25 protein-coding genes are annotated in these 25,135 nt (G+C 27.4%); 3 read left to right on the forward strand and 22 right to left on the reverse strand.

The genetic code is table 11. The features are described from left to right. Nucleotides 1-51 precede the first annotated feature (51 nt). The 17 genes from ABHC41_RS01135 to ABHC41_RS01215 all read right to left on the reverse strand — a co-directional run bounded on the left by ABHC41_RS01135 (nucleotide 52) and on the right by ABHC41_RS01215 (nucleotide 15,643). Nucleotides 52-1,227 (reverse strand): MFS transporter, encoded by a 1,176-nt coding sequence (locus tag ABHC41_RS01135; RefSeq protein WP_092926634.1) that lies wholly within the window; start codon nucleotides 1,225-1,227, stop codon nucleotides 52-54. 239 nt (nucleotides 1,228-1,466) lie between these two features. Continuing rightward, on the reverse strand, nucleotides 1,467-1,616 hold the full coding sequence (locus tag ABHC41_RS01140; protein ID WP_176698697.1) for a hypothetical protein: 150 nt from the start codon (nucleotides 1,614-1,616) through the stop codon (nucleotides 1,467-1,469). A gap of 21 nt (nucleotides 1,617-1,637) precedes the next feature. Continuing rightward, complete coding sequence (locus ABHC41_RS01145; protein ID WP_176698698.1) at nucleotides 1,638-1,814, reverse strand: hypothetical protein; 177 nt, start codon at nucleotides 1,812-1,814, stop codon at nucleotides 1,638-1,640. Nucleotides 1,815-2,006: 192 nt separating this feature from the next. Then, the gene (locus ABHC41_RS01150) at nucleotides 2,007-2,951 is read right to left on the reverse strand and encodes an L-lactate dehydrogenase (RefSeq protein ID WP_195236934.1); all 945 of its coding nucleotides are present in this window, start codon (nucleotides 2,949-2,951) and stop codon (nucleotides 2,007-2,009) included. Between the two features lie 205 nt (nucleotides 2,952-3,156). Further along, a complete protein-coding gene (locus tag ABHC41_RS01155) occupies nucleotides 3,157-4,011 on the reverse strand; it encodes a DUF4438 domain-containing protein (RefSeq protein WP_092926638.1) in 855 nt (284 codons plus the stop codon). A 218-nt stretch (nucleotides 4,012-4,229) separates the two neighbouring features. After that, nucleotides 4,230-5,669, reverse strand: a complete 1,440-nt coding sequence (gene nagE / locus ABHC41_RS01160) for an N-acetylglucosamine-specific PTS transporter subunit IIBC (RefSeq protein WP_195236933.1) — start codon at nucleotides 5,667-5,669, stop codon at nucleotides 4,230-4,232. A gap of 96 nt (nucleotides 5,670-5,765) precedes the next feature. After that, nucleotides 5,766-6,254 carry a PTS glucose transporter subunit IIA gene (locus ABHC41_RS01165; protein WP_092926642.1) on the reverse strand — a complete coding sequence of 163 codons (489 nt, stop codon included), beginning with the start codon at nucleotides 6,252-6,254 and terminating at the stop codon, nucleotides 5,766-5,768. Between the two features lie 221 nt (nucleotides 6,255-6,475). Further along, on the reverse strand, nucleotides 6,476-7,072 hold the full coding sequence (locus tag ABHC41_RS01170; protein ID WP_092926644.1) for a TIGR04100 family radical SAM protein: 597 nt from the start codon (nucleotides 7,070-7,072) through the stop codon (nucleotides 6,476-6,478). Between the two features lie 16 nt (nucleotides 7,073-7,088). After that, the gene (locus ABHC41_RS01175; RefSeq protein WP_092926646.1) at nucleotides 7,089-7,610 is read right to left on the reverse strand and encodes a TIGR04002 family protein; all 522 of its coding nucleotides are present in this window, start codon (nucleotides 7,608-7,610) and stop codon (nucleotides 7,089-7,091) included. Between the two features lie 157 nt (nucleotides 7,611-7,767). Next, nucleotides 7,768-7,977 carry a hypothetical protein gene (locus ABHC41_RS01180; RefSeq protein WP_092926648.1) on the reverse strand — a complete coding sequence of 70 codons (210 nt, stop codon included), beginning with the start codon at nucleotides 7,975-7,977 and terminating at the stop codon, nucleotides 7,768-7,770. A 294-nt stretch (nucleotides 7,978-8,271) separates the two neighbouring features. Next, nucleotides 8,272-9,540 carry a HAMP domain-containing sensor histidine kinase gene (locus ABHC41_RS01185; RefSeq protein ID WP_092926650.1) on the reverse strand — a complete coding sequence of 423 codons (1,269 nt, stop codon included), beginning with the start codon at nucleotides 9,538-9,540 and terminating at the stop codon, nucleotides 8,272-8,274. Next, the gene (locus ABHC41_RS01190; protein ID WP_092926652.1) at nucleotides 9,524-10,189 is read right to left on the reverse strand and encodes a response regulator transcription factor; all 666 of its coding nucleotides are present in this window, start codon (nucleotides 10,187-10,189) and stop codon (nucleotides 9,524-9,526) included. Before ABHC41_RS01190 ends, ABHC41_RS01185 begins: the two co-directional genes overlap by 17 nt. Nucleotides 10,190-10,324: 135 nt before the next feature. After that, nucleotides 10,325-10,534, reverse strand: coding sequence for a cold-shock protein (locus tag ABHC41_RS01195; protein WP_092926654.1), 210 nt, complete (start codon nucleotides 10,532-10,534; stop codon nucleotides 10,325-10,327). A gap of 229 nt (nucleotides 10,535-10,763) precedes the next feature. Beyond that, a complete protein-coding gene (locus ABHC41_RS01200) occupies nucleotides 10,764-13,259 on the reverse strand; it encodes a heavy metal translocating P-type ATPase (protein WP_195236932.1) in 2,496 nt (831 codons plus the stop codon). 275 nt (nucleotides 13,260-13,534) lie between these two features. Beyond that, nucleotides 13,535-14,092, reverse strand: coding sequence for a hypothetical protein (locus ABHC41_RS01205; protein WP_195236931.1), 558 nt, complete (start codon nucleotides 14,090-14,092; stop codon nucleotides 13,535-13,537). An 80-nt stretch (nucleotides 14,093-14,172) separates the two neighbouring features. Next, nucleotides 14,173-14,847 (reverse strand): hypothetical protein, encoded by a 675-nt coding sequence (locus ABHC41_RS01210; RefSeq protein ID WP_092926660.1) that lies wholly within the window; start codon nucleotides 14,845-14,847, stop codon nucleotides 14,173-14,175. 124 nt (nucleotides 14,848-14,971) lie between these two features. Beyond that, nucleotides 14,972-15,643 (reverse strand): PspA/IM30 family protein, encoded by a 672-nt coding sequence (locus ABHC41_RS01215; RefSeq protein WP_271891991.1) that lies wholly within the window; start codon nucleotides 15,641-15,643, stop codon nucleotides 14,972-14,974. Nucleotides 15,644-15,868: 225 nt separating this feature from the next. Between ABHC41_RS01215 and ABHC41_RS01220 the strand changes: the two genes are divergently transcribed. Beyond that, nucleotides 15,869-16,393 (forward strand): 2'-5' RNA ligase family protein, encoded by a 525-nt coding sequence (locus ABHC41_RS01220; RefSeq protein ID WP_092926664.1) that lies wholly within the window; start codon nucleotides 15,869-15,871, stop codon nucleotides 16,391-16,393. Between the two features lie 51 nt (nucleotides 16,394-16,444). Here the strand turns inward: ABHC41_RS01220 and ABHC41_RS01225 are convergent, their stop codons facing one another. Together ABHC41_RS01225 and ABHC41_RS01230 are read right to left on the reverse strand one after the other, a co-directional pair. Beyond that, nucleotides 16,445-16,573 (reverse strand): hypothetical protein, encoded by a 129-nt coding sequence (locus ABHC41_RS01225; protein ID WP_271891992.1) that lies wholly within the window; start codon nucleotides 16,571-16,573, stop codon nucleotides 16,445-16,447. 455 nt (nucleotides 16,574-17,028) lie between these two features. Beyond that, nucleotides 17,029-17,220 carry a DUF1450 domain-containing protein gene (locus ABHC41_RS01230; protein ID WP_092926666.1) on the reverse strand — a complete coding sequence of 64 codons (192 nt, stop codon included), beginning with the start codon at nucleotides 17,218-17,220 and terminating at the stop codon, nucleotides 17,029-17,031. Between the two features lie 230 nt (nucleotides 17,221-17,450). Between ABHC41_RS01230 and ABHC41_RS01235 the strand changes: the two genes are divergently transcribed. Both ABHC41_RS01235 and typA read left to right on the forward strand, forming a co-directional pair. Next, nucleotides 17,451-18,059 (forward strand): GPR1/FUN34/YaaH family transporter, encoded by a 609-nt coding sequence (locus ABHC41_RS01235; RefSeq protein WP_092926668.1) that lies wholly within the window; start codon nucleotides 17,451-17,453, stop codon nucleotides 18,057-18,059. A 400-nt stretch (nucleotides 18,060-18,459) separates the two neighbouring features. Then, a complete protein-coding gene (typA, locus tag ABHC41_RS01240; protein WP_092926670.1) occupies nucleotides 18,460-20,283 on the forward strand; it encodes a translational GTPase TypA in 1,824 nt (607 codons plus the stop codon). 79 nt (nucleotides 20,284-20,362) lie between these two features. On the opposite strand, the gene ABHC41_RS01245 is transcribed toward typA, so the two are convergent. The 3 genes from ABHC41_RS01245 to ABHC41_RS01255 all read right to left on the reverse strand — a co-directional run bounded on the left by ABHC41_RS01245 (nucleotide 20,363) and on the right by ABHC41_RS01255 (nucleotide 24,834). Beyond that, entirely contained in the window at nucleotides 20,363-21,670 is a 1,308-nt protein-coding gene (locus ABHC41_RS01245) for an APC family permease (protein ID WP_092926672.1), read from the reverse strand. 31 nt (nucleotides 21,671-21,701) lie between these two features. Continuing rightward, entirely contained in the window at nucleotides 21,702-22,436 is a 735-nt protein-coding gene (locus tag ABHC41_RS01250; RefSeq protein WP_195236930.1) for a gamma-glutamyl-gamma-aminobutyrate hydrolase family protein, read from the reverse strand. Nucleotides 22,437-22,818: 382 nt separating this feature from the next. After that, nucleotides 22,819-24,834, reverse strand: a complete 2,016-nt coding sequence (locus tag ABHC41_RS01255) for a sigma 54-interacting transcriptional regulator (protein ID WP_092926676.1) — start codon at nucleotides 24,832-24,834, stop codon at nucleotides 22,819-22,821. Nucleotides 24,835-25,135: the final 301 nt, after the last annotated feature.

Genomic DNA, 25,135 nt, shown 5'->3' on the forward strand with positions numbered 1-25,135 from the left:
AGTAAGTACTTTATTCTTAATATTCATATTAATTTCTATTTTTTATACTAGTTATTCTTCATTTATTTCTAATTTAAGTTTTTTTAATGTTAAAAGTCCGAATGCTCCTATAAAAGATGCCAACATAACTACTATCCACCCTATAGATATAGAGCTTGAATCTATAATTTTCCCCATTATCATAGGTCCCATTGCATATCCCATTCCAGTAATTAATGGTATTACAGAACTTATCCTTCCCCTATGAGATATAGGAGTATTGTTCGCTATAAAAGCCGAACTATTAATAGCTATTAAAACTTCGCCTATAGTTAATAATGTTATTGCTAGGAAAAATAATGGCATCACTTTTGAAAAACTAACCACTAAAAAACATAACCCATATAAAATTCCTCCTATAGACATAATGTTCATAGATTTATATTTTTTAGTTTTACTAGTTAATATAGGAGTTAATATAATTACTATAAATCCATTTAATCCTCCTAATAATCCATACAATCTTGCCCCATCCTCTTTAAATATTTCTCCCATTTGAAGAGGAAGAGAAAATCCCCATTGAGAATATGAAAATTGATATAATAGCATTATAATAGGAAATGCTATTAGTATAGGTCTTTTAATTAATACTTTTAAAGTAGAAAAATCTTTATATTCATCATCATATATCTCTTTTGAGTCTATTACATTGCTTTTTTTAATTTTTGTTGGCTCTTTTACATAAAATATAAATAGTGTTAGGGCTATTAAGGTAGTTATAGCATCTCCTATAAATATTAAAAATAAATAATCTTTATATAAAAATCCACCAAGTATTGGACCTATAGAAAAACCAATATTCACTCCCATATACAATAGTGAGTATGATTCTTTTCTATTTCCTTCATTAGTTAAATCTGCATTTAACGCATCATAAGCAGGTGATGATATTGAATAAAAACATGATGATAATATCATTATCTTAGCTGTTAATACAGTAGTATCCATAAGCCCACATATAATTAACATAAGTGCACCTAAAGCTTGAAATGTTATTATAACTTTTCTTCTTCCAATCGTATCACTTAACTTTCCTCCAGTTATCATACATGGAGCCTGAAATACTGCAAGCATTGTCACAAATTGACCGGCTTCAAAAGCTGACATTCCTATTTTTTGTGTAAGTATCAATGACATAAGAGGATGTACAAAAGAACCTATACTATTTACTATTTTACCTATAAACAATATGTATATCTCTTTTGGGAGTCCTTTATATGTATTAAGTAATTTATTAATAATAATCCCCCCTAAACTCTATTACCTCATTCATTAATAATTAATATTAGTATTTCTATTTATATTTTTCAATAATTTATATATCTAAATGCGCCTACTTAAATAATTTATTCAAATAAAATAGTAGGTTATTTAATATAAATATTAATTAACCTACTATTTTATAACTATATTATTGTGTTACTAATTTAATTATCACTTACTTTTTTATTATCGTCTTCTTTTTCTAATTCATTTATATTCTCAGCTATTTCTTTTATAGAGGAACTATTTGAAAGTATATATTTTGCATACTCAATTGCGTCTTTATAATGTCCATTTGAAAATTTATTCTCCATTAGTTTCCTCCTAAATTTAATTTAACATGGTGGGAAATGATGTTTTTTAGCTAATCTTTCGCCTACTATGTCACCTATTTTTTTATTAGTACTTATTTCTTTTGCAATTTCCATTCTATTTTTATTTTCTTTTAATAACTTATCCATATGTGGATTATTATCTGACCTTCCTTCATTTACTTTAACTTCTTTTTTCATAACTTTATCCTTTCTTTTAAATTGTGCTTACTTTTAAGTTATCCATATATTGAAGTTTTATTATTATAAGTTTTTTTATATTTTAGATAAATTTGTTTAAACTAATACTCTAAATATTTCATATACTATTACATAACTATAAATAATTAAAAGCGCTACTTAAAATTAAGTAGCGCTTTTAATTATTTATTTTTATAAGTCTAATTTTTTTATATTTTCTTTCATTATCTTTATAGAGTCATTTAACTTTTCTTTTTCTGTAGCATCAAGTGGTAAATGTATCACTTCTCTTACTCCATCTTTATTTACTATACTTGGAACTGCTATATACACGTCTTCATTTCCATATTCTCCATTTAAATATGATGATACTGTAAGTACTGTATTTTCATTTTCAAGTATAGCTTTAGTTATCTTAGTTAAAGCCATTCCTATACCATAATATGTCGACTTTTTACAATCAATTATTTTATAAGCTATATTTCTAACTTCATCTTCTATTTTTTCTAAATCATCAAAATCTATATTCTTATCTTTTCTAGATGCTATTTGATATATTGGTTGTAATCCACAAAGTGCATAACTCCAAGCTACAAATTGAGAATCTCCATGTTCACCCATTACATATGCATTTATATCTTTAGGATTTACATTTAATATTTCACCTAATGTATATCTAAGTCTAGCTGAATCTAGTGTCGTTCCTGATCCTATGACTTTCGATTTATCATAACCAGATAATTTCCATGATACATAAGTCATTATATCAACTGGATTTGTAGCTATTAATAATATTCCTTTAAAGCCTGTCTTTTTTATTTCTCCTATTATAGACTTCATTATTTTTGTATTTTTATGTAATAAGTCTAATCTTGTCTCTCCTTCATTTTGTATAGCACCTGCTGTTATGCATATTATGTAGGCATCACTACAATCGCTATAATCCCCTGCATATATCTTCATTTTTCTTGGTGCAAAGCTAAGTCCATGATTTAAATCAATAGCTTCTCCTTCAGCTCTTTTTTTATCTAAATCTATAAGTACTAATTCTTCGCATGTTCCTTGGTTCACCATTGAATAAGCATAGCTCATTCCCACCATTCCTGTTCCTACTATTACAACTTTACTTTTATTCATTTGGCCCCTCCTAGTTAGTCTTTTCATATTATATACCATTTTTTGCAAATTTTAAATCTTTAAAATTGTTTTTATAATAGATTTCACTTTTTTGGATATACATATTCTCATATATTAAAATAAAATATTTATTTTTTAGTAACTATAGATATACTTACTTTTAACTCAAAAAAAGGTCTTCTATTTAAATAGAAGACCTTTTTTTTTATTTCATATAATTTTTTATATTAGCATTTTCATCTATAATACCTTCTATAGTGTCATCTTTACAAGTCATTATAACTGTTACCCCTGGCCCATGACCTGATTTCACACAATCACTATGAACTACAACTCCTATACTTACAGCACCTTTTAAATATCCTACACCATATGTGTTATCACAATCTTGAAGTAATACTAAATCACCAAATTTTAACTTATCAAGCCCTAATCTCTTTATTTCTTCCATATCAGCTGTCATTATGTCATAATCACCATCTGTAGCAGCACTTTTAGAACCTATACCAGACCCCATTAAATATGCTGGAACTTTTCCTACAACATTAACTTTAAGCTTTCCATTTTCTTCTTTTATGTTTAATTTTTCAAATAAATTAGGATCTATATTCATTATGTGTACATTTTCATAATTATTTAACTTAAGCCCTTGTCCATATGCTTTTACCATTATTTTATCATCGATTGCTAAATCTTCTAAAGTTTCATCATCGAAATATATTAACACATGGTCTATACCTCCATGCATGCCTGTTACATATCCCTTTTTACCTTTAGCATCCCCTGATACTATTTTAGCTTCATTTCCAATACATGCAAATGTCATTAATGCTGCATTTTCTGAACTATTTTCATTTCTTATAGATACACCTGGCTCTACATGGTCACCTGCCCAATTAAAAACACTATCACCAACAGATACATTATATGATATTCCACCTGTTGCTGGAAGTATCATAGGTTTTCCATCATAACTTATTCTATAGTTTCCACCTATTGGATGATGAATTTTACCTTGTACTGACCATTTAACTACATGTTCTTTATTAGTATTTAACATATATCCCCCTACTATTTTTAGATAATTTTTATTTTCATTTATTTTATATTATAGCTATATTTTGGTAAAAGTTGAACAACAAAAATTGACTTTACTCATACTACCTACACTTTTTCTTAGTATTCACTAAGAAAAACCTTCGCTTAAATCTTTTAAAATTAATAGAATTTAAAATTCACTATATTATAAATAAGGATACCTAAGTTTAGATATCCTTATTATTTTCTAAGACTTTCATTTATTCCATCAGCTACGAATTCAACTTTCGTACCAACTATAACTTGAGCACTAGTCTTGTTTAATTTAACAACACCTTTTGCCCCCAATAATTTTAAACCTCTTTCATTCATTTTATCAGTATCAACTAATTCTAGTCTTAGGCGAGTTGCACAGTTTTCTACCTTAATTATATTATCATCTCCACCTAGATATTCTATATATTTTCTAGATAATTCATCTTCACTAGTTACTGCTACTTCACTATTTTGTATTGGATTTGAACTAAGTTCATCATCATCTTCTCTACCTGGAGTTGGTAAGTCTAGCTTAACTATTAAGAAGTAAAATACTACAAAGTATAAAGCACCAATTCCAAGTCCTACTAGTAATATATATATTGGATTAGTAGCTAAATTAAAGTTTAGTAAATAGTCTATCGCTCCTGCTGAAAATGTAAATCCATGAAGTACTCCTAGAGAATCTGTAATAAACATAGATATTGCTGTAAGTATTGCATGAGCTACTAATAATGCTGGTGATAAAAATATAAATAAAAATTCAAGTGGCTCTGTAACACCTGTTAATAAAGCTGTAAGTCCTAAAGAAAAAAGCATACCTGCTACTGCTTTTTTCTTTTCTTTCTTAGCTGCACAGTATATAGCAAATGCTATTGCTGGTAAACCAAACATCATTACTGGGAAAAATCCTGCCATAAAGTGTCCTGCTGTAGGATCTCCTGCAAAGAATCTGTTTAAATCTCCTGTTGTCCCATTAAAGTTTCCTAATTGGAACCAGAAGAATGAATTAAATACATGATGAAGTCCCATTGGTATTAATAGACGATTAAAGAATCCATATAATGCTGCTCCCATAGCTCCAAACCCTGCTATAGCTGCTGATATATCTCCTAAAAAAGCTTGAATACTAGGCCAAACTATAGCTAAAGGTATAGCTACTATAGCTGATATTAATCCAGACATTATAGGAACTGCTCTTCTTCCACCAAAGAATGCTAAAAATTCTGGCAGTTGAACTTTTCTATATCTATTATATGATAATCCACCTATTAAACCTGCTAGTATACCTCCTAAAAATGATATATTTAATGTTGATGCTATTTCTGGTGCAAAATTTATACCCCAGTATTTAGTAGTAACATTAGTTAAAGTTAAATAAGATATAACACCTGCTAGAGCTGATGCACCATTTTGATCATCAGATAAGCCAACTGCAACTCCTAGTGCAAATAATAATGGTAAATTATCAAATAATGCAGACCCTGCTGCTCCAAAAAATGGAAGTACTTGAGACATAAATGGCACTGCATACAATGCTTTTATTACATCAGGTTGTCCAATTCTTAGCATAATACCTGCTATTGGTAGTGCCGCTATAGGTAACATAAGTGATTTACCTATACGCTGTAAAAATTTAAGCATATAATTTCCTCCTGTTGATGTCATTATTTATTTTAATTTAATTTTATTACATATAAAAGGTCCTTAGATATATCTAAAGACCCCCCTATTTGTTAGTTATTTAACTATTTCTATTCTATTTTCTTCTTTAGCTTCTACAGCACCTGTTACAATTTTTACAGACTGTCCATCTTCTAAACTAGTAAATATTATAGGACTTATATCCGATGTTGCATTATTTTTTATAAAGTCAACATCCATTTTCATTATTTTATCTCCTGCTTTAACTTTATCTCCAACATTTGTGAATATCTCGAAACCTTCACCTTTTAAATTCACTGTATCTATTCCTAAATGTATAAGTAATTCTAAACCATCATCAGTTTTTAACCCCATAGCATGTTTAGTATCAAATATCATCTCAACTGTTGCATCTACTGGTGATACTATAACCCCATCATTTGACTTTATAGCAAATCCATCTCCCATAATCTTGTTGGAAAATACCTCATCTGGTACATATGATAACTCTAATATTTCACCATTTGTAGGCGATAATATAATACTGCTTTTATTTTTCTTTTTGAAGATATCAAATATTCCCATTGCTCTTTGCTCCTGTTCTTTTGTTAATTTAATTTTCTTTTTAGTTGTAGTTTACCATAAATACCGTCAAATTTTATACTTTTTTTATATTTTTTTTACTTTTTATGAAATATTCCCCATTGAATTTAAATTTATATTTTAATACTTATTTATTATTATATATACTAAAAAACTATAAAAATAAATTTATTTTTATAGTTTTTTAGTGTACTCTAAGTATTTTAATTTTTATTTCTTACTTTTAAATCTATTCCAAGCTTATTTGCTAACACTTTTGACATTTCTATTTCTTCTTGCGATATTTCATCTACAACGGAAAAAGCTACTTCACTTATATACTCTTTACATTCTTTTGCAAAATTTATCATATATTCAAATGATACTTCCCCGTATTTAGGTCTTGTAACCTTTGTATAAACCTCTTTATTTGGAGCATTTAAGCTAATTGATATAGAATCTATATTATCCTTTAATAGTATTGCTGTTTTCTTTTTATGAATCAAATCACTTAAACCATTGGTATTAACCCTAACTTTTACATTACTTTTTTCTTTTATAAACTTACTAATTTCTATTACTTCGTCTAGTCTAACTAAGGGTTCTCCATATCCACAAAATACAACTTCATTATAATCGCTTAAATTATAATTTTTAAAAGCTTCCTTTATTTCGTCAATACTTGGTTCATGTTCTAGCCATAAACTTCCACTTTTTTCAATTTCATCCTTCTCATCTCTTATACAAAATATACATCTACATGGACATTTATTAGTTAAGTTTACATAAAGACTATCACCTATTGTATATAATATATTCATATCTATCTCCTTTTTATTAAAATTTTTTCTTTATTTCTAATTTATCAAAAGTACTTCCAATTAATAAAAACACTATAAAGCTTCCTATTGGTTGTACAAAACCTACAAGAGACAATACAAATGCACCTACAAATGTACCTGATATAATTCCCCCTGCTATCATATATAAAAACCATCCTACAAATCCCGCAATAAAGCTTCCTATTATATTTCTTTTAGTTATTATTTTTTCGCTATTTGAGCTTATAAATAATACTAATATTGGCTTTATTATTATTGTTGGTATTAGCCATATAGCTGCACCACTAACTAAATCTGCCATTCCAGCTCCTATTGCTGCACAAATCATTGCGTAAGGAGTAGGAAGTATAGCTGCTGCTAAATATATAAATGAATCCCCTATATGAACATACCCTCCATTAGCTCCTACTGGAATATGTAATATATATGCTGTTGTTAAACAAACTAGTGCGGCAAATAAAGATGATGTCACTAAAAATTTTGTTTTAGTTTTACTTACTTCATTCATTCTATCCATAATTATTCCTCCACTTTTAATGAATCCTAATTAAATATTACTACCTAACCCATACAATTTCCATATATGGATCTTAAATATATAATAAATATAAAATGTAATGATACAATTTTATTTAAATATTAAAAGAGCTAAATAATTTAGCTCTTTTAGGTATTTATTTATGTTCTTTTTCCATTTGTTTTTTTAAATTTTTAGCAAATTTTTTTTCTTTATATCTTTCCATTCCATCTTCCACTTGATTTTCCATATTAGCCATAAATCCTAGTACATTTTCTTTTACATCTTCTGCTTTTTCTTTAGCTCCATCAAGTCTTTTTTCCATATCATTTTTCATATTATTCATATAATTTTTCATAGTAGTCATATATCCTCCTTTATTTATATTATTTTTTGCATTTTATTAAAAATTATTACTTTCTTTTTTTGTACAAAATCTAATTTATTATTTTATAAATTATACATTTTACTTACAATTAAAAATATCCCCTATATAAAATATAGGGGATATAAATAATGGCAACCCATAGGAGGATGTGAGGGAGTGTTGCCATTATTTTAGGGTATTATATTATGGTTTTTAAGCTAGTCTTTCTATACTTATATATTAACTTTTTAATATGAATTTAATATGAGTTTTAAGTGAATGAACTTTGAAAGTTTAATTAAACTCTATAGTAAATATTACTGAATTCTCTTTATTTTTTATGTTATGCTTAAATCCATGACTTTGAAGTATTTTACTAACTAAATATAACCCTAGCCCACTTCCTCCAGTTTTTCTAGATCTTGATTTTTCTACTCTAAAAAATGGCTTAAATATCTCATTTAGATATTTTTTATCTATAGTAATGCCTGTATTTTCGACTTCTAAATATATTTTTGAATCAGTTTTTCTTCTAGCAATTTTTACACTTTTAGTGTACAGCTTCACTATTATAGTTTCTTTATTTGGTGAATATTTTATAGCATTGTTTATTATATTACTTATTGCTTTTTTTATTCTATCTTCATCACATTTTACATACAAATCTTTTTCTATATCTATTACTGTATTTAAATTTTTATCTTCTATTAAAAATGCTTGTCTTTTTATTATATTTTCAACCATATTGCTTAAATTAACAGTATCTAAAGTCAAATCAGTTTCTAATATTTCACATTTTGATACTTCTATCATCTCATTTACCAATTCTTTTAACTCTTGTGTAGTATCATATGATTTTTCTAAATATAAATCTCTATCTTTATATTTCCCTATATTATAAATCATACCTTCTAGTTGTCCACTTATTATAGTTATTGGCGTTTTTAGTTCATGAGATATAGTAGCTATAAATTCTTTTCTTTTATTTTCAGCTTCTCTTTCAGTTTCTATTATATCTATCAAAGGTTTAGTTATTACTTTTGTATATATGTATGCACCTATTATAGCTATTAATATAGCTACCCCTATAATATATGGCATAAGATTTCTTATAACCTCAGTAGCTTCATCTATAGGCTGAAGCGGCATTACTATACTTAAATTATATGGGAGTATTGAATCTTTAGTATATATAGTAATATTCTTAGGGTATTCTCTACTATTATTTATTATATATTTACTATGATTAAGTATTAATAATTCTGTTCTACCATAAATTCTTCTTCCACTTTGGTTAGTTAAAAGAACAGATAGATTTTGACTCGCTTCTAGTTGATGTAGCTTCTCTTTTAATTCATCCGTTGTATAAAATACTGATTCTTTCTTAAGTCGTGCTACACTTTTTTCGAAATTCCCTATTTTATACTCATAATAATATGTTGGTAATAAAAAATATAAGATTAGGTATATTATTATAGCTAATGCTAGTAATAACCCTGTTGTTATTGTAAATAGTTTATACTTTATATTTAATTTTTCCCATTTACTAAATATCTTTTTCAAGAGTATATCCTATACCTTTTACTGTTTTTATATATGGTAATACTATTTTTTTTCTTATATTTTTTATATGTGCATCAACTATTCTTGTATCTCCATAATAGTCATATCCCCATATACTATCTAATAAACTTTCTCTAGTTACCACTTGTGGATATTTTTCTATTAAAGTCTTAAGTATATTAAATTCCTTTAAAGTAAGTTCTATAGTTTCTTCTTTTATTTGTGCTGTATACGTATTTAAATCTAATTTTAAGTCTTCAAAGATTAAACAGTCACTACTAGTTTGTGATGTCCTTCTAAGCACTGCTTCTACTCTTTTTATAAGTAACTTAAATGAAAAAGGCTTTGTTATATAATCATCACACTCTAAATCAAACCCTTTTATCTGATCTGATTCGTCAGTTAATGCTGTTAAAAATATTATAGGTACATTTGAATTTTTTCTAATCATTTTACATACTGAATGTCCATCTAAATTTGGCATCATAATATCAAGTATTATTAAATCATATTCTTTTTCCTTAAACTTTTGTATACCTTCTACTCCATCATTAGCTGAGTCTATTTTATATCCCTTAGAACCTAAAAACTCAACTATGAGTTCTTGTATATCTGAATCATCTTCAATAACTAATATAGATTCACTCATTTTATCAACTCCATTTGATCTTTATTTATATTTAATTTTATCATAATTAATTTATAACTATATGAATTTTTTATGAAGTATATAATTTTTTCCGTAATTAAAAATAAGGAACTATCAATTGATAGTTCCTTATTTTTATAATTTGTGTACATTTATAGCTGACATTCCTTTTGGAGCCTCTACCATATCAAAGCTAACTTCTTCACCTTCATGTAAATTCTTTTCATCATTTTCTTCTTTTATATTTGTAAAGTGAACAAATACGTCTTCACCAGTATCACAAGTTATAAAACCATATCCTTTTACACTATTAAACCACTTTACTACACCGTTGAACTTTGCCATTTTGTCTACTCCTTTAATATTATTTTAATTAATAATATTATTTCTTTACTTATATATTTTATACTATTAACTATTTAAAGTTCATCTTGTTTTGATTTACTAATACCAAATAATAGCTTGTCTAATTTATAAACTTTATTTTCATCACTTTGAACTATTTTAAATTAATTTTTTATATTTCTATATTTTTATAAACTAAAAAAGAGTTACTTTAAGTAACTCTTTTTTATTATTTATATGTTTTAAAATTTTTTAGTCTAAGTGCATTACTTACTACTGATACTGAACTTAAACTCATCGCTGCTGCTGCAAACATTGGATTTAGTAGCGGTCCTCCGAATATATAAAGTAGCCCTGCTGCTATTGGTATTCCTATTGTATTGTATCCAAATGCCCAGAATAAGTTTTCTTTTATATTCTTAATTGTCTCATTACTTAATTTTATTGCATTACATACATCAATTAAATCGCTTTTCATTAAAACAATATCTGCAGATTCCATAGCCACATCTGTTCCATTTCCTATAGCTATACCTACATTAGCTTGAGCTAGTGCTGGTGCATCATTTATACCATCTCCAACCATAGCTACAAACTTACCTTCATTTTGAAGATTTTTAACCACATTTGATTTATCTTGAGGTAATACTTCTGATACTACTATATCTATTCCAACTTCTCTAGCTATAGCATTGGCAGTCTTTTTATTATCTCCTGTTACCATAGCTACTTTTATTCCCATTTCATGTAGTTTTTCTACTGCTTTTTTACTATTTTCTTTAACAGTATCAGCTACTGCTATTATTCCAGCTATCTTATTTTCTATAGCTATATACATAGGTGTTTTTCCTTCTTGTGCTAACTTATCAGATTTTTTATGTAGAGATTCTAGGCTTATATCTCTACTTTCCATTAATCTTTTATTACCAAGTAATATATTTTTATTATCTATGTTTACTTCTATACCATGTCCTGGTATAGCTTTAAAGTTTTTGACTTCTACAAATTTTATTCCTATTTCTTCACCATACTTAACTATAGCTTCCCCTAATGGATGTTCTGATGTTTTTTCTGCACTTGCAGCTATTTGTATTATAGATTTTTCATCTATATCATCAGTTACTATAACATCTGTTACTTTTGGCTTACCTTCTGTTATAGTTCCTGTTTTATCAAATATTACAGTATCTACTTTATGTGCAAGTTCTAAAGCTTCTCCACCTTTTATAAGTATTCCATTTTCTGCCCCTTTTCCTGTACCAACCATTATAGCTGTTGGTGTTGCAAGTCCTAATGCACATGGACAAGCTATAACTAATACAGATATAAATATTGTTAAGACAAACTCTAAATCTTTATTTCCAAATAAAGCCCAAGCTGCTGCTGACACTATAGCTATTATTATAACAACTGGTACAAAATATCCTGACACAGTATCTGCAAGTTTTGCAATTGGTGCTTTTTTGCCCTGTGCATCTTCCACTAATTTTATAATTTGAGATAAGGCTGTATCACTACCTACTTTTTCTGCTTTAAATTTTATACTTCCATGTTTGTTTATACTAGCTCCAGTTACCTTATCACCAATATTTTTTTCAACAGGTATACTTTCTCCTGTAAGCATTGATTCATCTACTGATGTATTACCATCTACCACAACACCATCTACTGGTATTTTGCTACCTGGTTTTACTATTATTATATCTCCAACTTCAACTTCATCTATTGGTACTTCAATTTCTTTATCATCTTTTAATATAAGCGCAGTTTTTGGTTGAAGTCCCATAAGTTTTTTTATTGCTTCGCTAGTTTTTCCTTTTGATCTTGATTCTAAATATTTCCCAAGTAATATTAGAGCAATTATTATTCCCGCACTTTCATAGTATAACTGATGATGTCCGTGAGACATTTGACCATTATAAGTTGCTATTTTAAATGTTGTATATACACTATATAAAAATGCTGCTGATGTACCTATTGCAACTAGAGAATCCATATTAGGACTTTTTGTTAGTAATGCTTTAAATCCATTTACATAAAATTTGTACCCAGCTCCCATTACAGGTATAACAAGTAACATTTGAATTAGTGCATAATTTAAAGGGTTTGTGTTAGGATTTATTATGCTTGGTACTGGTAATGGACCAAAAGGTTTTGTTATCATAGGCCCCATTGCTACATAAAATAGCGGTATAGAAAATCCTACAGCTATTATAAACTTAGTAAATAAAGTTTTCATTTCTTTTTCTTTTCTTAATTTATCTTCATCTATTTGATTTTTATCTTTATTATTCTCTAATACTTCATATCCTGACTTTTTAATAGCTTCTTCTAATTTAGATAATTTAATCTTGCTTGGATCATAACTTATTGATGCTATTTCTGTAGCTATATTCACACTTGAACTTTCTACTCCATCTAATTTCTTAGTAGCTCTTTCAACAGCTTTTGCACATGCTGCACATGTCATTCCACTAATTTTTAAATCAACCTTTTTATATGTTGTATCTTCTAATATATCATATCCTGATTTTTGTATAGCTTTTTTAAAGTCTTCAAAACCAACTTTACTATCATCGTATACTATTTCTAACTTTTCTGTCACCATGTTTATACTCTGACTTTGTACTCCATCTAGCTTTTTGACGGCTCTTTCAACAGCTTTTGCACATGCTGCACAAGTCATTCCTGTGACTTTATACGTTTTTGTAATTATATTACCCATGTCATTTGGCTCCTTTATTTTTTAATTATATTTTTTCTATACCCTGTATAGGTATATTAAAACATTTTTATAAGTCTATAAATTTTTAAGTGTTATCACTTAACAAATAAAAAATATACTTTCCTAATATCATAATAATTTCCTCTTATACTTAAAATATCCATTTTATAACCTATTTTTTATCAATACTTTTATACTAAAAAATCCTTATCTGTAAAAAAATAACCTATGTATAGACTTATTATCTACCATAGGTTGTTTTTTCTTTACTAATATTAATCTCCGTCTCTTCTATTTTTTATAAAATCTATTGCTATATATAACACTACTACTATAGTTAATATAACTACTAGCTTTACTATCCACGAACTCATTGAAAAACTATAAAACATTCTTCCAAAAGGACTAAATCCTCCGCTATAATATCCTCCTCCAAATATAGGCCTACTTGATTTAGGCTCATCATAGTCATAATATTTTTTATTGGTATTAGAATTATTTTCATTACTTTCATTTTTAGGCTTTGTAGAAAAACTTCCTGAGTCTGGTTTTATAGTGCTATTTGATTTGCTATCTGTTTTACTGTCTATATTGCTGTTATCACTTGGCTTAGTCGTAAAGCCTCCTGAATCTGGCTTTATAGTACTTTGTGATTTGCTACTTTTACTGCTCTTTAAGCTACTACTTGGTTTACTAGAAAAACTACCAGAACTTGGCTTTATACTCTTTGGCTTAGAGTAACTTTTACTAGAACTACTTGAATGAAAAGAGCTCCTACTTCTTGAGTAAGCTACTTCACCTAAATCTTTCCCATAGGCCTCTGATTTTATCATTGAGAGTGAATTAAATGTAACTAAAAACGTAAATAAAGCTACTAATAATAGGGGAAATAATCTTAACTTATTTTTCTTCACTATACTGTAAGCCCTAGTTCTATAAATTTATTATTAAGTCTTATAAGTTCATCTTGACTATCATCAACTATTACAGAATCATAATTTTCTTCCCCTTTAAATTTAGAGTATCTTAATAAATGTTGATTATCATAGTCTTTTGAATCAATTAAATATACATATCTAAATATATTGCTATCACTTTTTTCTATTAAGTATCCTGCTACATTAAATATTATTTCTTTATTACCATCGTATAAAGTCACAGTTTCCTTTGTTTTAGTAAATGCATCAGTTTTTTTATCACATCCATATACATATTCTTCTTCTCTACAATTTAAACAAGAATTAACCATGCAATTTGATGCACAATTTATACACTTACATTTGCTACACTTTTGTAGTTTATCTATATCCCTTTTTTTATCTATAGTTAAATAATTATTAATTTTTGATTCTATATCATCACTTTTACTGAATAATTTTTTAAAAAAGCCTTTATCTTTTTTACTTTCACTTTCTAATCTATCTAAAAAGTCCATATAATCTTTTAATGTTTCAACTTTATTTATAAATGTTCTTTTATTTAATTCATTTTCATCTAACATTTGTCTTAAGTCATCATAAGAAAACATTATATCTGAGTAAATCTTTTTATATTTGTCTTTTTCGCTTTGTATTATTTCATTTGCCATAACTTTGCACCCCTTACATTAACTAATAAAAAAAATTTGCTTCGTCTATATAACCAACTTTTATGATTTGGTATTTAAACGAAGCATTCATCTACAAATATTTAAATAGATTAATATAATCTACTTATTTTTTCATTTGTTCTTTTATTCTTTCTAATTCTTTAGCTACTTCATCATCAACTGATGGAGAACTACTTATATATTCATCTAAAAGTTCATCTTCGTCTTTAGGTTTTAAATCTTCTAATGCTTTACCATAGCTTTCCTTTTGAGCAACTTTCTTTTCTAGTTCATCTAAGTTTATACCATGATCATCATTTAAACCAGCTAATGTCTCATTTATATCATTATTTATTTCAGCAACATCAAGTCTTGTAGCTAATTCTTGCTTTTTAGATTTCATTTTAGATATTTCTATTTCTAAGTCTGATATTTTATTTTTTACAAGTTGTATTTTTTCATCTTGTTCTTTTATTCTAGCTTCTGTTTGAGTTAATTTTCCTTGAAGTTCTAATTTTTGTTTTACAAAGTTTTGCGCTTTTTCATTGTCTTCCTTTTGTATAGCAACTTTAGTGGCTTCTTCATATTTATCTATTTTTTCTTGTATATCTTTTTTCTCATTTCTAATTCCATCTACTGATGCTATAAAGTTTGCACATTGTTTTTTAGCATCTTGTAATAACTTTTCTTTTTTAGTTATAGATAGTTCTAACATTTCAATTGGATTTTCATGCTTATCTAACGCTTTGTTAGCCTTTGCATCCACTATATTTTTTAGTTTTTTAAAAAAGCTCATTTTTCATCCCATCCTTTTATTATTGTGATTATACATTGATAATCATAACCTTATAATATATTGTATATTTATATATAACATGTGTCTATACTATAATTGGTATAAATACTGTAACCTTTTAACTTAATATATAAATATATGTTGTATTTCATTTTATAATATTTATATGAATTCTTTATGAAATATTTGTTAAAAATTAGTATAAATATACTTGGAGGTAAACATTTGAGATATGTAATAGTTAGTGTTTTAAAAAAAGATGCAGGCAAATTTAATAACACTTTAAGAAAAGATGTCTTTGATAAGTTTGGTGTTAAATCTTCTAAACTGCCTGCTCACTTTACTATAAAATCCCCTTTTGAAAGTGATGATATTTCGCAATTAGAAAAAACATTAAATATATTTTCTAATTCTAATGATGCTACACCTTATGAAATCCATGGATATGATCATTTTGATGATCGAGTTATATATATGAAAGTTTTTATGAGTAATGATGCTAAATTTGTTCATGATAAACTTATAGATGAACTTTCCTCTATAAATTATATAAACTTTGATAGCCATGATGGTAAGGATAAAATATTCCATGTTACAATAAGTTCTAAAAAAATAAGAAGTAAGTTTAATGAACTGTGGGATTATGTAAATAATATCCCTTGTGATTTCTATTGCAGTTTTGATAATATTTCAATATATAAGTGGATAGATAATAATTGGATACTTCACAAAGAATATATTCTCAAATAAATATATTTTTATATAAAATTCCCCTTTAAAAAATAAAGGGGAATTTTATAATTATATACAGTTTCTAATTTTTGGACCACCAACTCTATCTACTTCACTACTTTCGTATAAGTTTACTATCGTATTAAATCCTTTTGATATCTTAAAATATATATTATCTATTGATAGATTTATATTCATTCTTGCATTTTAATTTTGTAGTACTACAAATTGATCAACATTTGAAGTTTTAGTGGAGCTACATCCTACCAACATAAGTGACGAGATAAATGTAATTCCAAGAACTGTTTTTGCCTTCTTTGTTCATATTACCCACACTAATATTTCCCATGTTTTTGTTTTAATTTATATTGTATATTTATAGATAGATTTTTTTATCGATTTTCTGAATTATATATATTAATTAATTTATATATATCCCTTTCCTTTTATATATGATAAAAAATTTACTTCGCCTAAGCGACGTGTCAGAGAAACACTTCGTGTCGCCAATGACTTCATCAGTTGCTCAAAATATCTTTTTTTCGATCAACTAAACTTATTGGTATTACTTGACTACAATAATTATACACAGTTTTTAAAGTATCATAATTTCCTTAAGCATAAAAAATACCATGATTAATCATGGTATTTTTTTATTTTTTTATCATATCAAATAGCTCTTTTTCTGTTTGCTTTATAACAAGATTTCCATCAATCTTAGCTACAGCCTCTTTTGAATACATTCTACAAACACCTATACATCCTGTACTTACATTTTCTTCTCCAGCTATTTCTTTTAATTTATTAACATCAACGTTTGAGCAATATGGACACACTCTAATCATTTTCATTCTCCTTATTTAATTAATTATTTTAAATTATTATTACCCTATAAAAATATACAGTAAACATTTGTATATTTTTATAAATTTTATTCAATTTGAATTTTTTTGAATTTTCTCTTGCGTTTTTGTCAATAAAGATGTTATTATAGTTTAGTCTTTGTTATGAATAAAGTATATTGTATACAAAGATGAACTTATATAATTATAAATAAATTTTTTTGGAGGAAATCATGAACGAAACTAAAGTTAAAGTTGTAACTGCTGATCCTTCAGCATTAGGGCTTTTTGGATTAGCAATGATAACATTAGTTGCATCATCTCAAAAGTTAGGATTAACTTCTGGTGTATCTTTTGTTATCCCATGGGCAATATTTTTAGGAGCATCTGCCCAATTAATGGCAAGTATAAACGATTTTAAACATAACAATACATTTGGAGCTACTGCATTTGGTGGATATGCATTTTTCTGGTACTCAGTTGGATTAGTATGGTTAATTCAAAATGGAGTATTTGGACAAGCTTTAGCTTCTACTATAGATGTTAAGCAATTAGGTTTTGCATACTTAGGTTACCTAATATTTACTTTATATATGACTATAGGTGCAATGGAGACACATAAAGTATTATTTATAATATTTGTACTTATAGACTGCTTATTTATAGGGCTTACTTTAAGTTCATTCGGTATAATGTCAGAAGCAACTCATACATTTGCTGCATACTCAGAAATGCTTATAGCAGTATTCTCATTCTATGGTTCTGCTGCTTCAGTACTGAATGCTCATTTTGGAAGAGTATTTTTACCTGTTGGTAAGCCATTTGGAATATTCAAAAAATAATTTAATATTAACTAAGATTTTTAAATTTATATTATAATAATTTTTAGACATATTTTAGACATTAAAATCCTACCTATATAAATAGGTAGGATTTTTTCATTTAATTAATATTTTTTATTTGTATTTATTGATTTCCTCATTGTTATTTTCATTAAACTAAAAAATGCAATCTAAATTCTATTCAAAATTTTTAATACATATCTACCCTTTACCACAAACATTTTCCCTTAGATAAAAAAACTAACTTTTATTTTTTATCTTTAAAATTAACTTTAAATTATTTTTTTTTACATAAAATATATTCATTGTTATACTTTTATTTTAAGTTTTAGTATCTTGTATACACAGTTATACTGTGCTATACTAAATAAGTTATTTTAATGCGAAAGGAGCATATTCAATGTCAAAAAACAAAATAATAAACATAGCGGTTATAGCCCACGTTGATGCTGGTAAGTCAACTTTAGTTGATGCTTTCTTACATCAATCTGGAACATTTAGAGATAATGAAGTAGTTAAAGACTGTGTAATGGATAGTAATGACCTTGAAGCAGAAAGAGGTATAACAATATATTCTAAAAACTGTTCTATAAACTATAAGGACTACAAGATAAATATAGTAGATACACCAGGACATAGTGACTTCTCTTCTGAAGTTGAACGTGTTATAAAGACTGTTGATACAGTTATATTACTAGTTGATGCTAGTGAAGGACCAATGCCTCAAACAAGATTCGTTTTACAAAAATCTTTAGAAGCTGGACTTAGACCAATACTTTTCATAAACAAGATAGACAAGCAAGATCAAAGAGCTGAAGAAGTTGTTGATGAAGTATTTGACTTATTCGTTGACTTAAACGCAACTGATGAGCAATGTGAATTCCCAATAATATACGGTATAGCTAAACAAGGTATAGCTAAGAAAGAAATGGACGATGAAAGTACTAACTTAGCTCCATTATTTGAAACTGTTGTTGAACATGTTGAAGCATACCCTGATTACAGTGAAGAACCTCTTCAATTACAAATATCTGCACTTGCTTATGATGACTATGTAGGTAGACTTGGAATCGGTAGAGTTTACAAAGGAACTATAAAAAATGGTTCTCAAGTTTCTATATGTAAAGCTGATGGTTCAGTAGCTAAAGGAAGAATATCTAAGCTTACAGTTTATGAAGGATTAAACCAAGTTGAAAAAGATGAAGCTTATGCTGGAGATATAGTTGTTATAGCTGGTATAAGTGATATATCTATAGGTGAAACTATATGTGATAGTGACAATCCAATTCCAATGGAAATGATACACATAGAAGAACCTACTTTATCTATGAACTTCTTAGTTAATGACTCTCCATTCTGCGGAAAAAGTGGTAAGTTCGTAACTACAAGACACTTAAAAGATAGATTAGACAAAGAATTAGAAGTTAATGTTGGTCTTAAAGTTGAGCCATTAGACACAACTGATGGATACAGAGTATCAGGACGTGGAGAGCTTCACTTATCTATCCTTTTAGAAAACATGAGACGTGAAGGATACGAAATAGGTGTTTCTAAACCAGAAGTTTTATTTATAAAAGAAGATGGTAAGTTATTAGAGCCAATGGAAAGAGTTATAGTTAACTGTCCAGAAGTTTACTCAGGAACTGTAATAAATAAATTAAACCTAAGAAAAGCAATGATGGAAGCTATGGAAATAGAAGGTGACTATGTTAAAATAACATTCATCGCTCCAACAAGAGGATTACTTGGATACAGAAGTGAATTCATAAACGATACTCGTGGAGAAGGTTCTTTAGTTAGATCATTTGAGAGATATGAAGAACATAAAGGTGAAATACCTGGAAGAACTAACGGAGTTTTAATAGCTCAAACAGCTGGTACTACTATGGCTTATGCTCTTAATGCATTAAGCGAAAGAGCTCAAATGTTTGTTGACCCTGCTGTTGAAGTTTACGAAGGTATGATAATAGGTATGAACTCTAGAAAAGATGACATGACTGTTAACCCTTGTAAAAATAAGAAATTAACTAACGTTCGTGCTTCTGGTACTGATGAAGCAGTTAAGTTACAAGCTGCTAGAACATTCACATTAGAAGAAGCTTTAGAATTTATAGAAGATGATGAGTTAGTTGAAATAACTCCAGATGCTATAAGACTTAGAAAGAAATTCTTAAATGAGCATGATAGATTAAAATACAACAAATCTAGACAAGCTAATAAATAGTTTATAAAAAGAACACTTTAGTAATTCTCTAAAGTGTTCTTTTTTATATTTCTAAAATATTAATTCTAGATACTATTTATTATTCAACATTTTTAACTTTATACACTTTAGTCATATAGAAATAGAATGGTACAGCTATTAGTAATCCACCTAGTCCCCATACTATCTTCATAGGGTCACTAATTCCTGCTTCTATTAATAGCCATAAACTAATTAATACTGCAAATATTGGTACAAATGCTCCACCTGGTATTCTAAATCTTACTTGCTTATCTTTATATTTCTTTCTAAATACTAATACTGCTATACATGTTGGTATATATTGTATAAATCTAGATATAACACTTATTTGTAATAAAAATTTAAATGAACCTGACCAAGCTATTAAAAGAGTTCCAACAACTGTTATTATTATTGCTATATATGGAGCACCTTTTTTATTATTTTTAGCTATGCACTTTGGAACTAATCCTTGTTCAGCTAATGCAACCCCTGATCTTGGTGTTAAGAAAGATGCTGCTATATTTATACCACCAACAGATATTACTGTTCCTATTGTTATTATATAAGTTCCAATATTACCTACCATTGATTTAGCTGCATCTGCTACAGGTGTTGCTGCTCCACTTAACTTAGGACCTAATACACCAACACTTATAGCTAAAACAAACACATATACAATTGATACTATTGCCATCACTGTAATTAAAGCTTTTGGAACGTTTTCCCTAGGATTTTCCATATCCTTTGCTGCAACTGCCAAAGATTCAAATCCTGTAAATGCATAAAATAATGATATTGCAGCTGCAACAAATGCTGTTGTTGTAGCTTCACCAGATGGTACAATTACAAACGGTTTAAAGTTACCACCTTTTACAAAGAAAATTCCTACAACTATAAAGAATATTAATGGAACAAGTTTACCTATAGTTATTATATCATTTAAAACTTTTGATGCTTGTACACCCATTATGTTTACTATTCCAAGACCTATTAATACTACACCTATTATAACATTTTTAGTAAATGGATCTGCTGCTTGAGGCCAAACAGTAGAAATCGTTATTGCAAAAAAGTTTGCCATAGCTGCCCAAGCTATCATACCTATAGCCCACTTCATAAATCCAACTTCAAAACCTATAAATTGACCAAACGCTTCCTTAGCATAAAGATATGGTCCACCATTTTCATCAAACCAACTTCCTGCCTCAGCAAAACAAAGCGCTATAGATACTGCAAGTACTGTACAAAATACTAGTACAACAATACTTGCAGGTCCTATCATTTTATATGCCTCTCCTGGCAATCCAAATATACCTGAACCTATGATTGAGTTAATGCCTAGAAGTACTATACTCCAAAAACCTAATTTTTTACTACTTTCCATAGTCTTCCTCCACCAAAATATATATTTATAATTATTTAGTTGCTTCTGTTATTAATGCCTTAAATAGCTTTTGCATGATAGGATAATCCTTTGTCATCATTTCTGGATGCCATTGAATTCCTAATACAAATTCTTCTCCTTCTTTTTCTATAGCTTCAATTACTCCATCTTTAGATTCTGCACAAACTATATATCCATTAGCTAACTCATTTACAGATAAATGGTGAAAACTATTAACATGTATCTCACTTTCTCCTAATATATTATGTAACTTCGTACCTTCTCTTATTATGGCTGTATGTGTAGCTACATTTGATAAATGACCTTGATTATGCTTTATATAACATCCATCTATTAGAGATAAGTCTTGATATAAGCTACCTCCTTCACATACATTTATAACTTGTTCTCCTCTACATATACCTAAAATTGGCTTCTTCATTTCTAAGGCATATTTTAATAATTTAAAATCATAAGCATCTCTTTTAGGTAGTATTCCACCTAATTTTTGATGTGGTTCTTCTCCCCAATTTAAGGGATTTACATCATGCCCTCCAGATAAAATAAGAGCATCTATATTTTTTACTTGTTCTCTTATTATTTCATCATTATAAACCATTGGAACTATGTAAGGTACACCCCCACACATAGCGACTGATTGAACATAGTCATTATTTACATATGCTCTTTCGTATCCTGGAAACATTCCTCCTTCATCTATTATAAGGCTACCTGATATACCTACTATAGGCTTTTTGTTTGTCATAAATTAATGCACTCCAATTCTTCTATTATTTTTAGATTATAACTATAATCTTTTGTACATCAATTACTTTAAGCAAACACTATGCCAAATTTGTATTTTATTTTTTTATATTTAGATATTTTGTATAATTTTTAAGTCCATTAACTTAATATATTTTTTAATTTTATACATTTTCAGATGTTCTTCTAATAAAGGTATACACTCATTTTATGAGTTAATTTAGTCTAGTTTCATGAATATTTTCAATAGAAAAATAGCAATAATCATAAAAATTTTTTCAATATTTGTTTTAGGAAAACTTTTACTTTACTTATTAAATAATACATAATGTTAAAATATATTTATAGGTTAAATAGGCAGTTAAATCTGCCTACTTAACTGCCTATTTTAATAACTTAAGCACCTCTATTCCCTTTTGACTTAATTCGCTTCCTTTCCTACCACTTTTTGATACTACAATATTTCTTCCTTTTAATACTTCTAATATATGTCTAATTTCACCTTCACTTATTAGTATATCTTCTTTTATAAGTTCTTTAAGTATAGCACTTCTTCCTAATGATTTATTTAAGTCATTATGATTTTTGATACATTTCATTACCTTTACTGTCTTTTCTAAAGATGTTCTATTTTTTATATAATCTATATCTTTTTTATAATCCTTTTTTATATTAGTTAGATTATGAGGTAAATCATTTGTAGTAACTTCATCTTTTGATGCCATAGTATCTATATACATAGCTGTATTTCTTAACTCTCTTATATTACCTGGCCAATCATAATCATTTATTATAATTTTTACATCTTCACTTACCTTAATTTTTCTTTTTATAAAATGTTTAAGCATCATATCTATATCTTCTTTTCTCTCTCTAAGTGGAGGTATGTGTATAGGTAATACATTTATTCTATAATATAAATCTGCCCTAAACTTTTCTTCTTTTATCATTTTAAGCAAATCTCTATTTGTTGCTGCTATTACTCTAACATCAATATCTATTACGCTTTGTCCTCCAACTGGCATAATTTGATTTTCTTGAAGTACTCTAAGTAACTTTGTTTGAAGATACATAGGCATATCCCCTATTTCATCTAAAAATATAGTTCCATTATGAGCTTGTTCAAATAGTCCTTTTTTACCACCTTTTAATGCACCAGTAAATGCTCCTTCTTCGTATCCAAATAACTCACTTTCTAATAAATTTTCAGGCATAGCAGCACAGTTTATAGCTATAAAAGGTTGTTTACTTCTATTTGAATCATTATGTATAGACTGAGCTAACAACTCTTTTCCAGTTCCACTTTCACCAGTTATTAAAACTGTATAATCTGATTTAGATATCTTTCTGGCTAACTTTTTTGTATTTTCCATATTTATAGAATTAGTTTTAATATCATCAAAAGTATATCTAGCTACTTGACCTTTATCTTTAAGAACTTTACTTAAATTTTGTTCTAATTTTTTTATATAAGTTACCTCTTGTATACAAAAATATGACCCTATATTTTTACCAAAGCTATTTATTGTGTGCTTGTTTATTGTTATATACTTATCTTTATATTTAATAACATTATCATCTTTTGTCTTATCTTTATTTAATATATCTTTTAATTCTTTATCATCTAAATTTTTAATGTTTTTACCTATTATATCTTCTTTTATATCTAAAATATTTTTCACACTTTCATTAAGGACTTTTATAATACCTTCATTTGAAAGTAATATCATACCATTTTTAGATAACTTTATAATAGATTTTAGCTCATCATTTTCTACTGTAAGATTTTTATAGGTATGATTTATTCCTGAATGTATACTAATAACTTCTTCAGAGTATTTTATTAGTCTTTGTGTTACTTCTTTTTCATCGATTTTTAGTTTGGTTATTATTTGTAGAAATGTAGATATGTCTATAAATCTATGCCCTATATCAATTACTTCTTCTATATAATCAGGAACTAAGTGTGTTTCACCAGGAGTTACACAAACTTTAATATCCTTGTATTCTTTTTCTTTATCATAGGGAATTAAATTTAAGTGATTTATACCTATGTGGTATAGCATGGATATAGTTTCAAGTATTGTTTCCTTGTTATCGTTTACAACTAACACATCTATATTTTTAGGTAGTGAAAACAGTCTGTATATATCTTTTTGCTTTACACTTCTATTTATTATTATTATTTTCTTGCTATCATCTATATAATTTTTTAGTTTTATAGACCTATCTCTAAGCATGACAAGAATTATATCATCATCGATTTTTTGACCTTTTTGTAGATTATTAAAAAAATAATTGTTTATTTTTAATTTGTCTTTGAATATCATCTTTATATTGTTGTTTAAAAAGACCTCTAATGTGGATAATCCATCTGTAACTATACCTATTGTTTTCATATTAAGTCTCCCTTTTTACTTTGTATTATATATTTTTTAATTTTTGTTATCTAATTATCCACTATTATATCTAATTTATACTTAATTTGTCTTTTATAAAAAAGAAGTTTGCTATTTTTATAGCAAACTTCTTTTTTATGTTTATTCTATATCTATTTAATATTTTATTTTATGTCGTCTATTGGTTTATATCATCTAGTATGTGATTCTCGCTTAAACATGATAAGAATGTTAATCCATACATAACACAAACTATTACTGCTGTTATAAGTATTATACCCATATCTATCACTCCTTTGCT

The organism is Romboutsia sp. 1001216sp1, assembly GCF_039841805.1.
GTDB classification, from domain to species: domain Bacteria; phylum Bacillota; class Clostridia; order Peptostreptococcales; family Peptostreptococcaceae; genus Romboutsia_C; species Romboutsia_C hominis.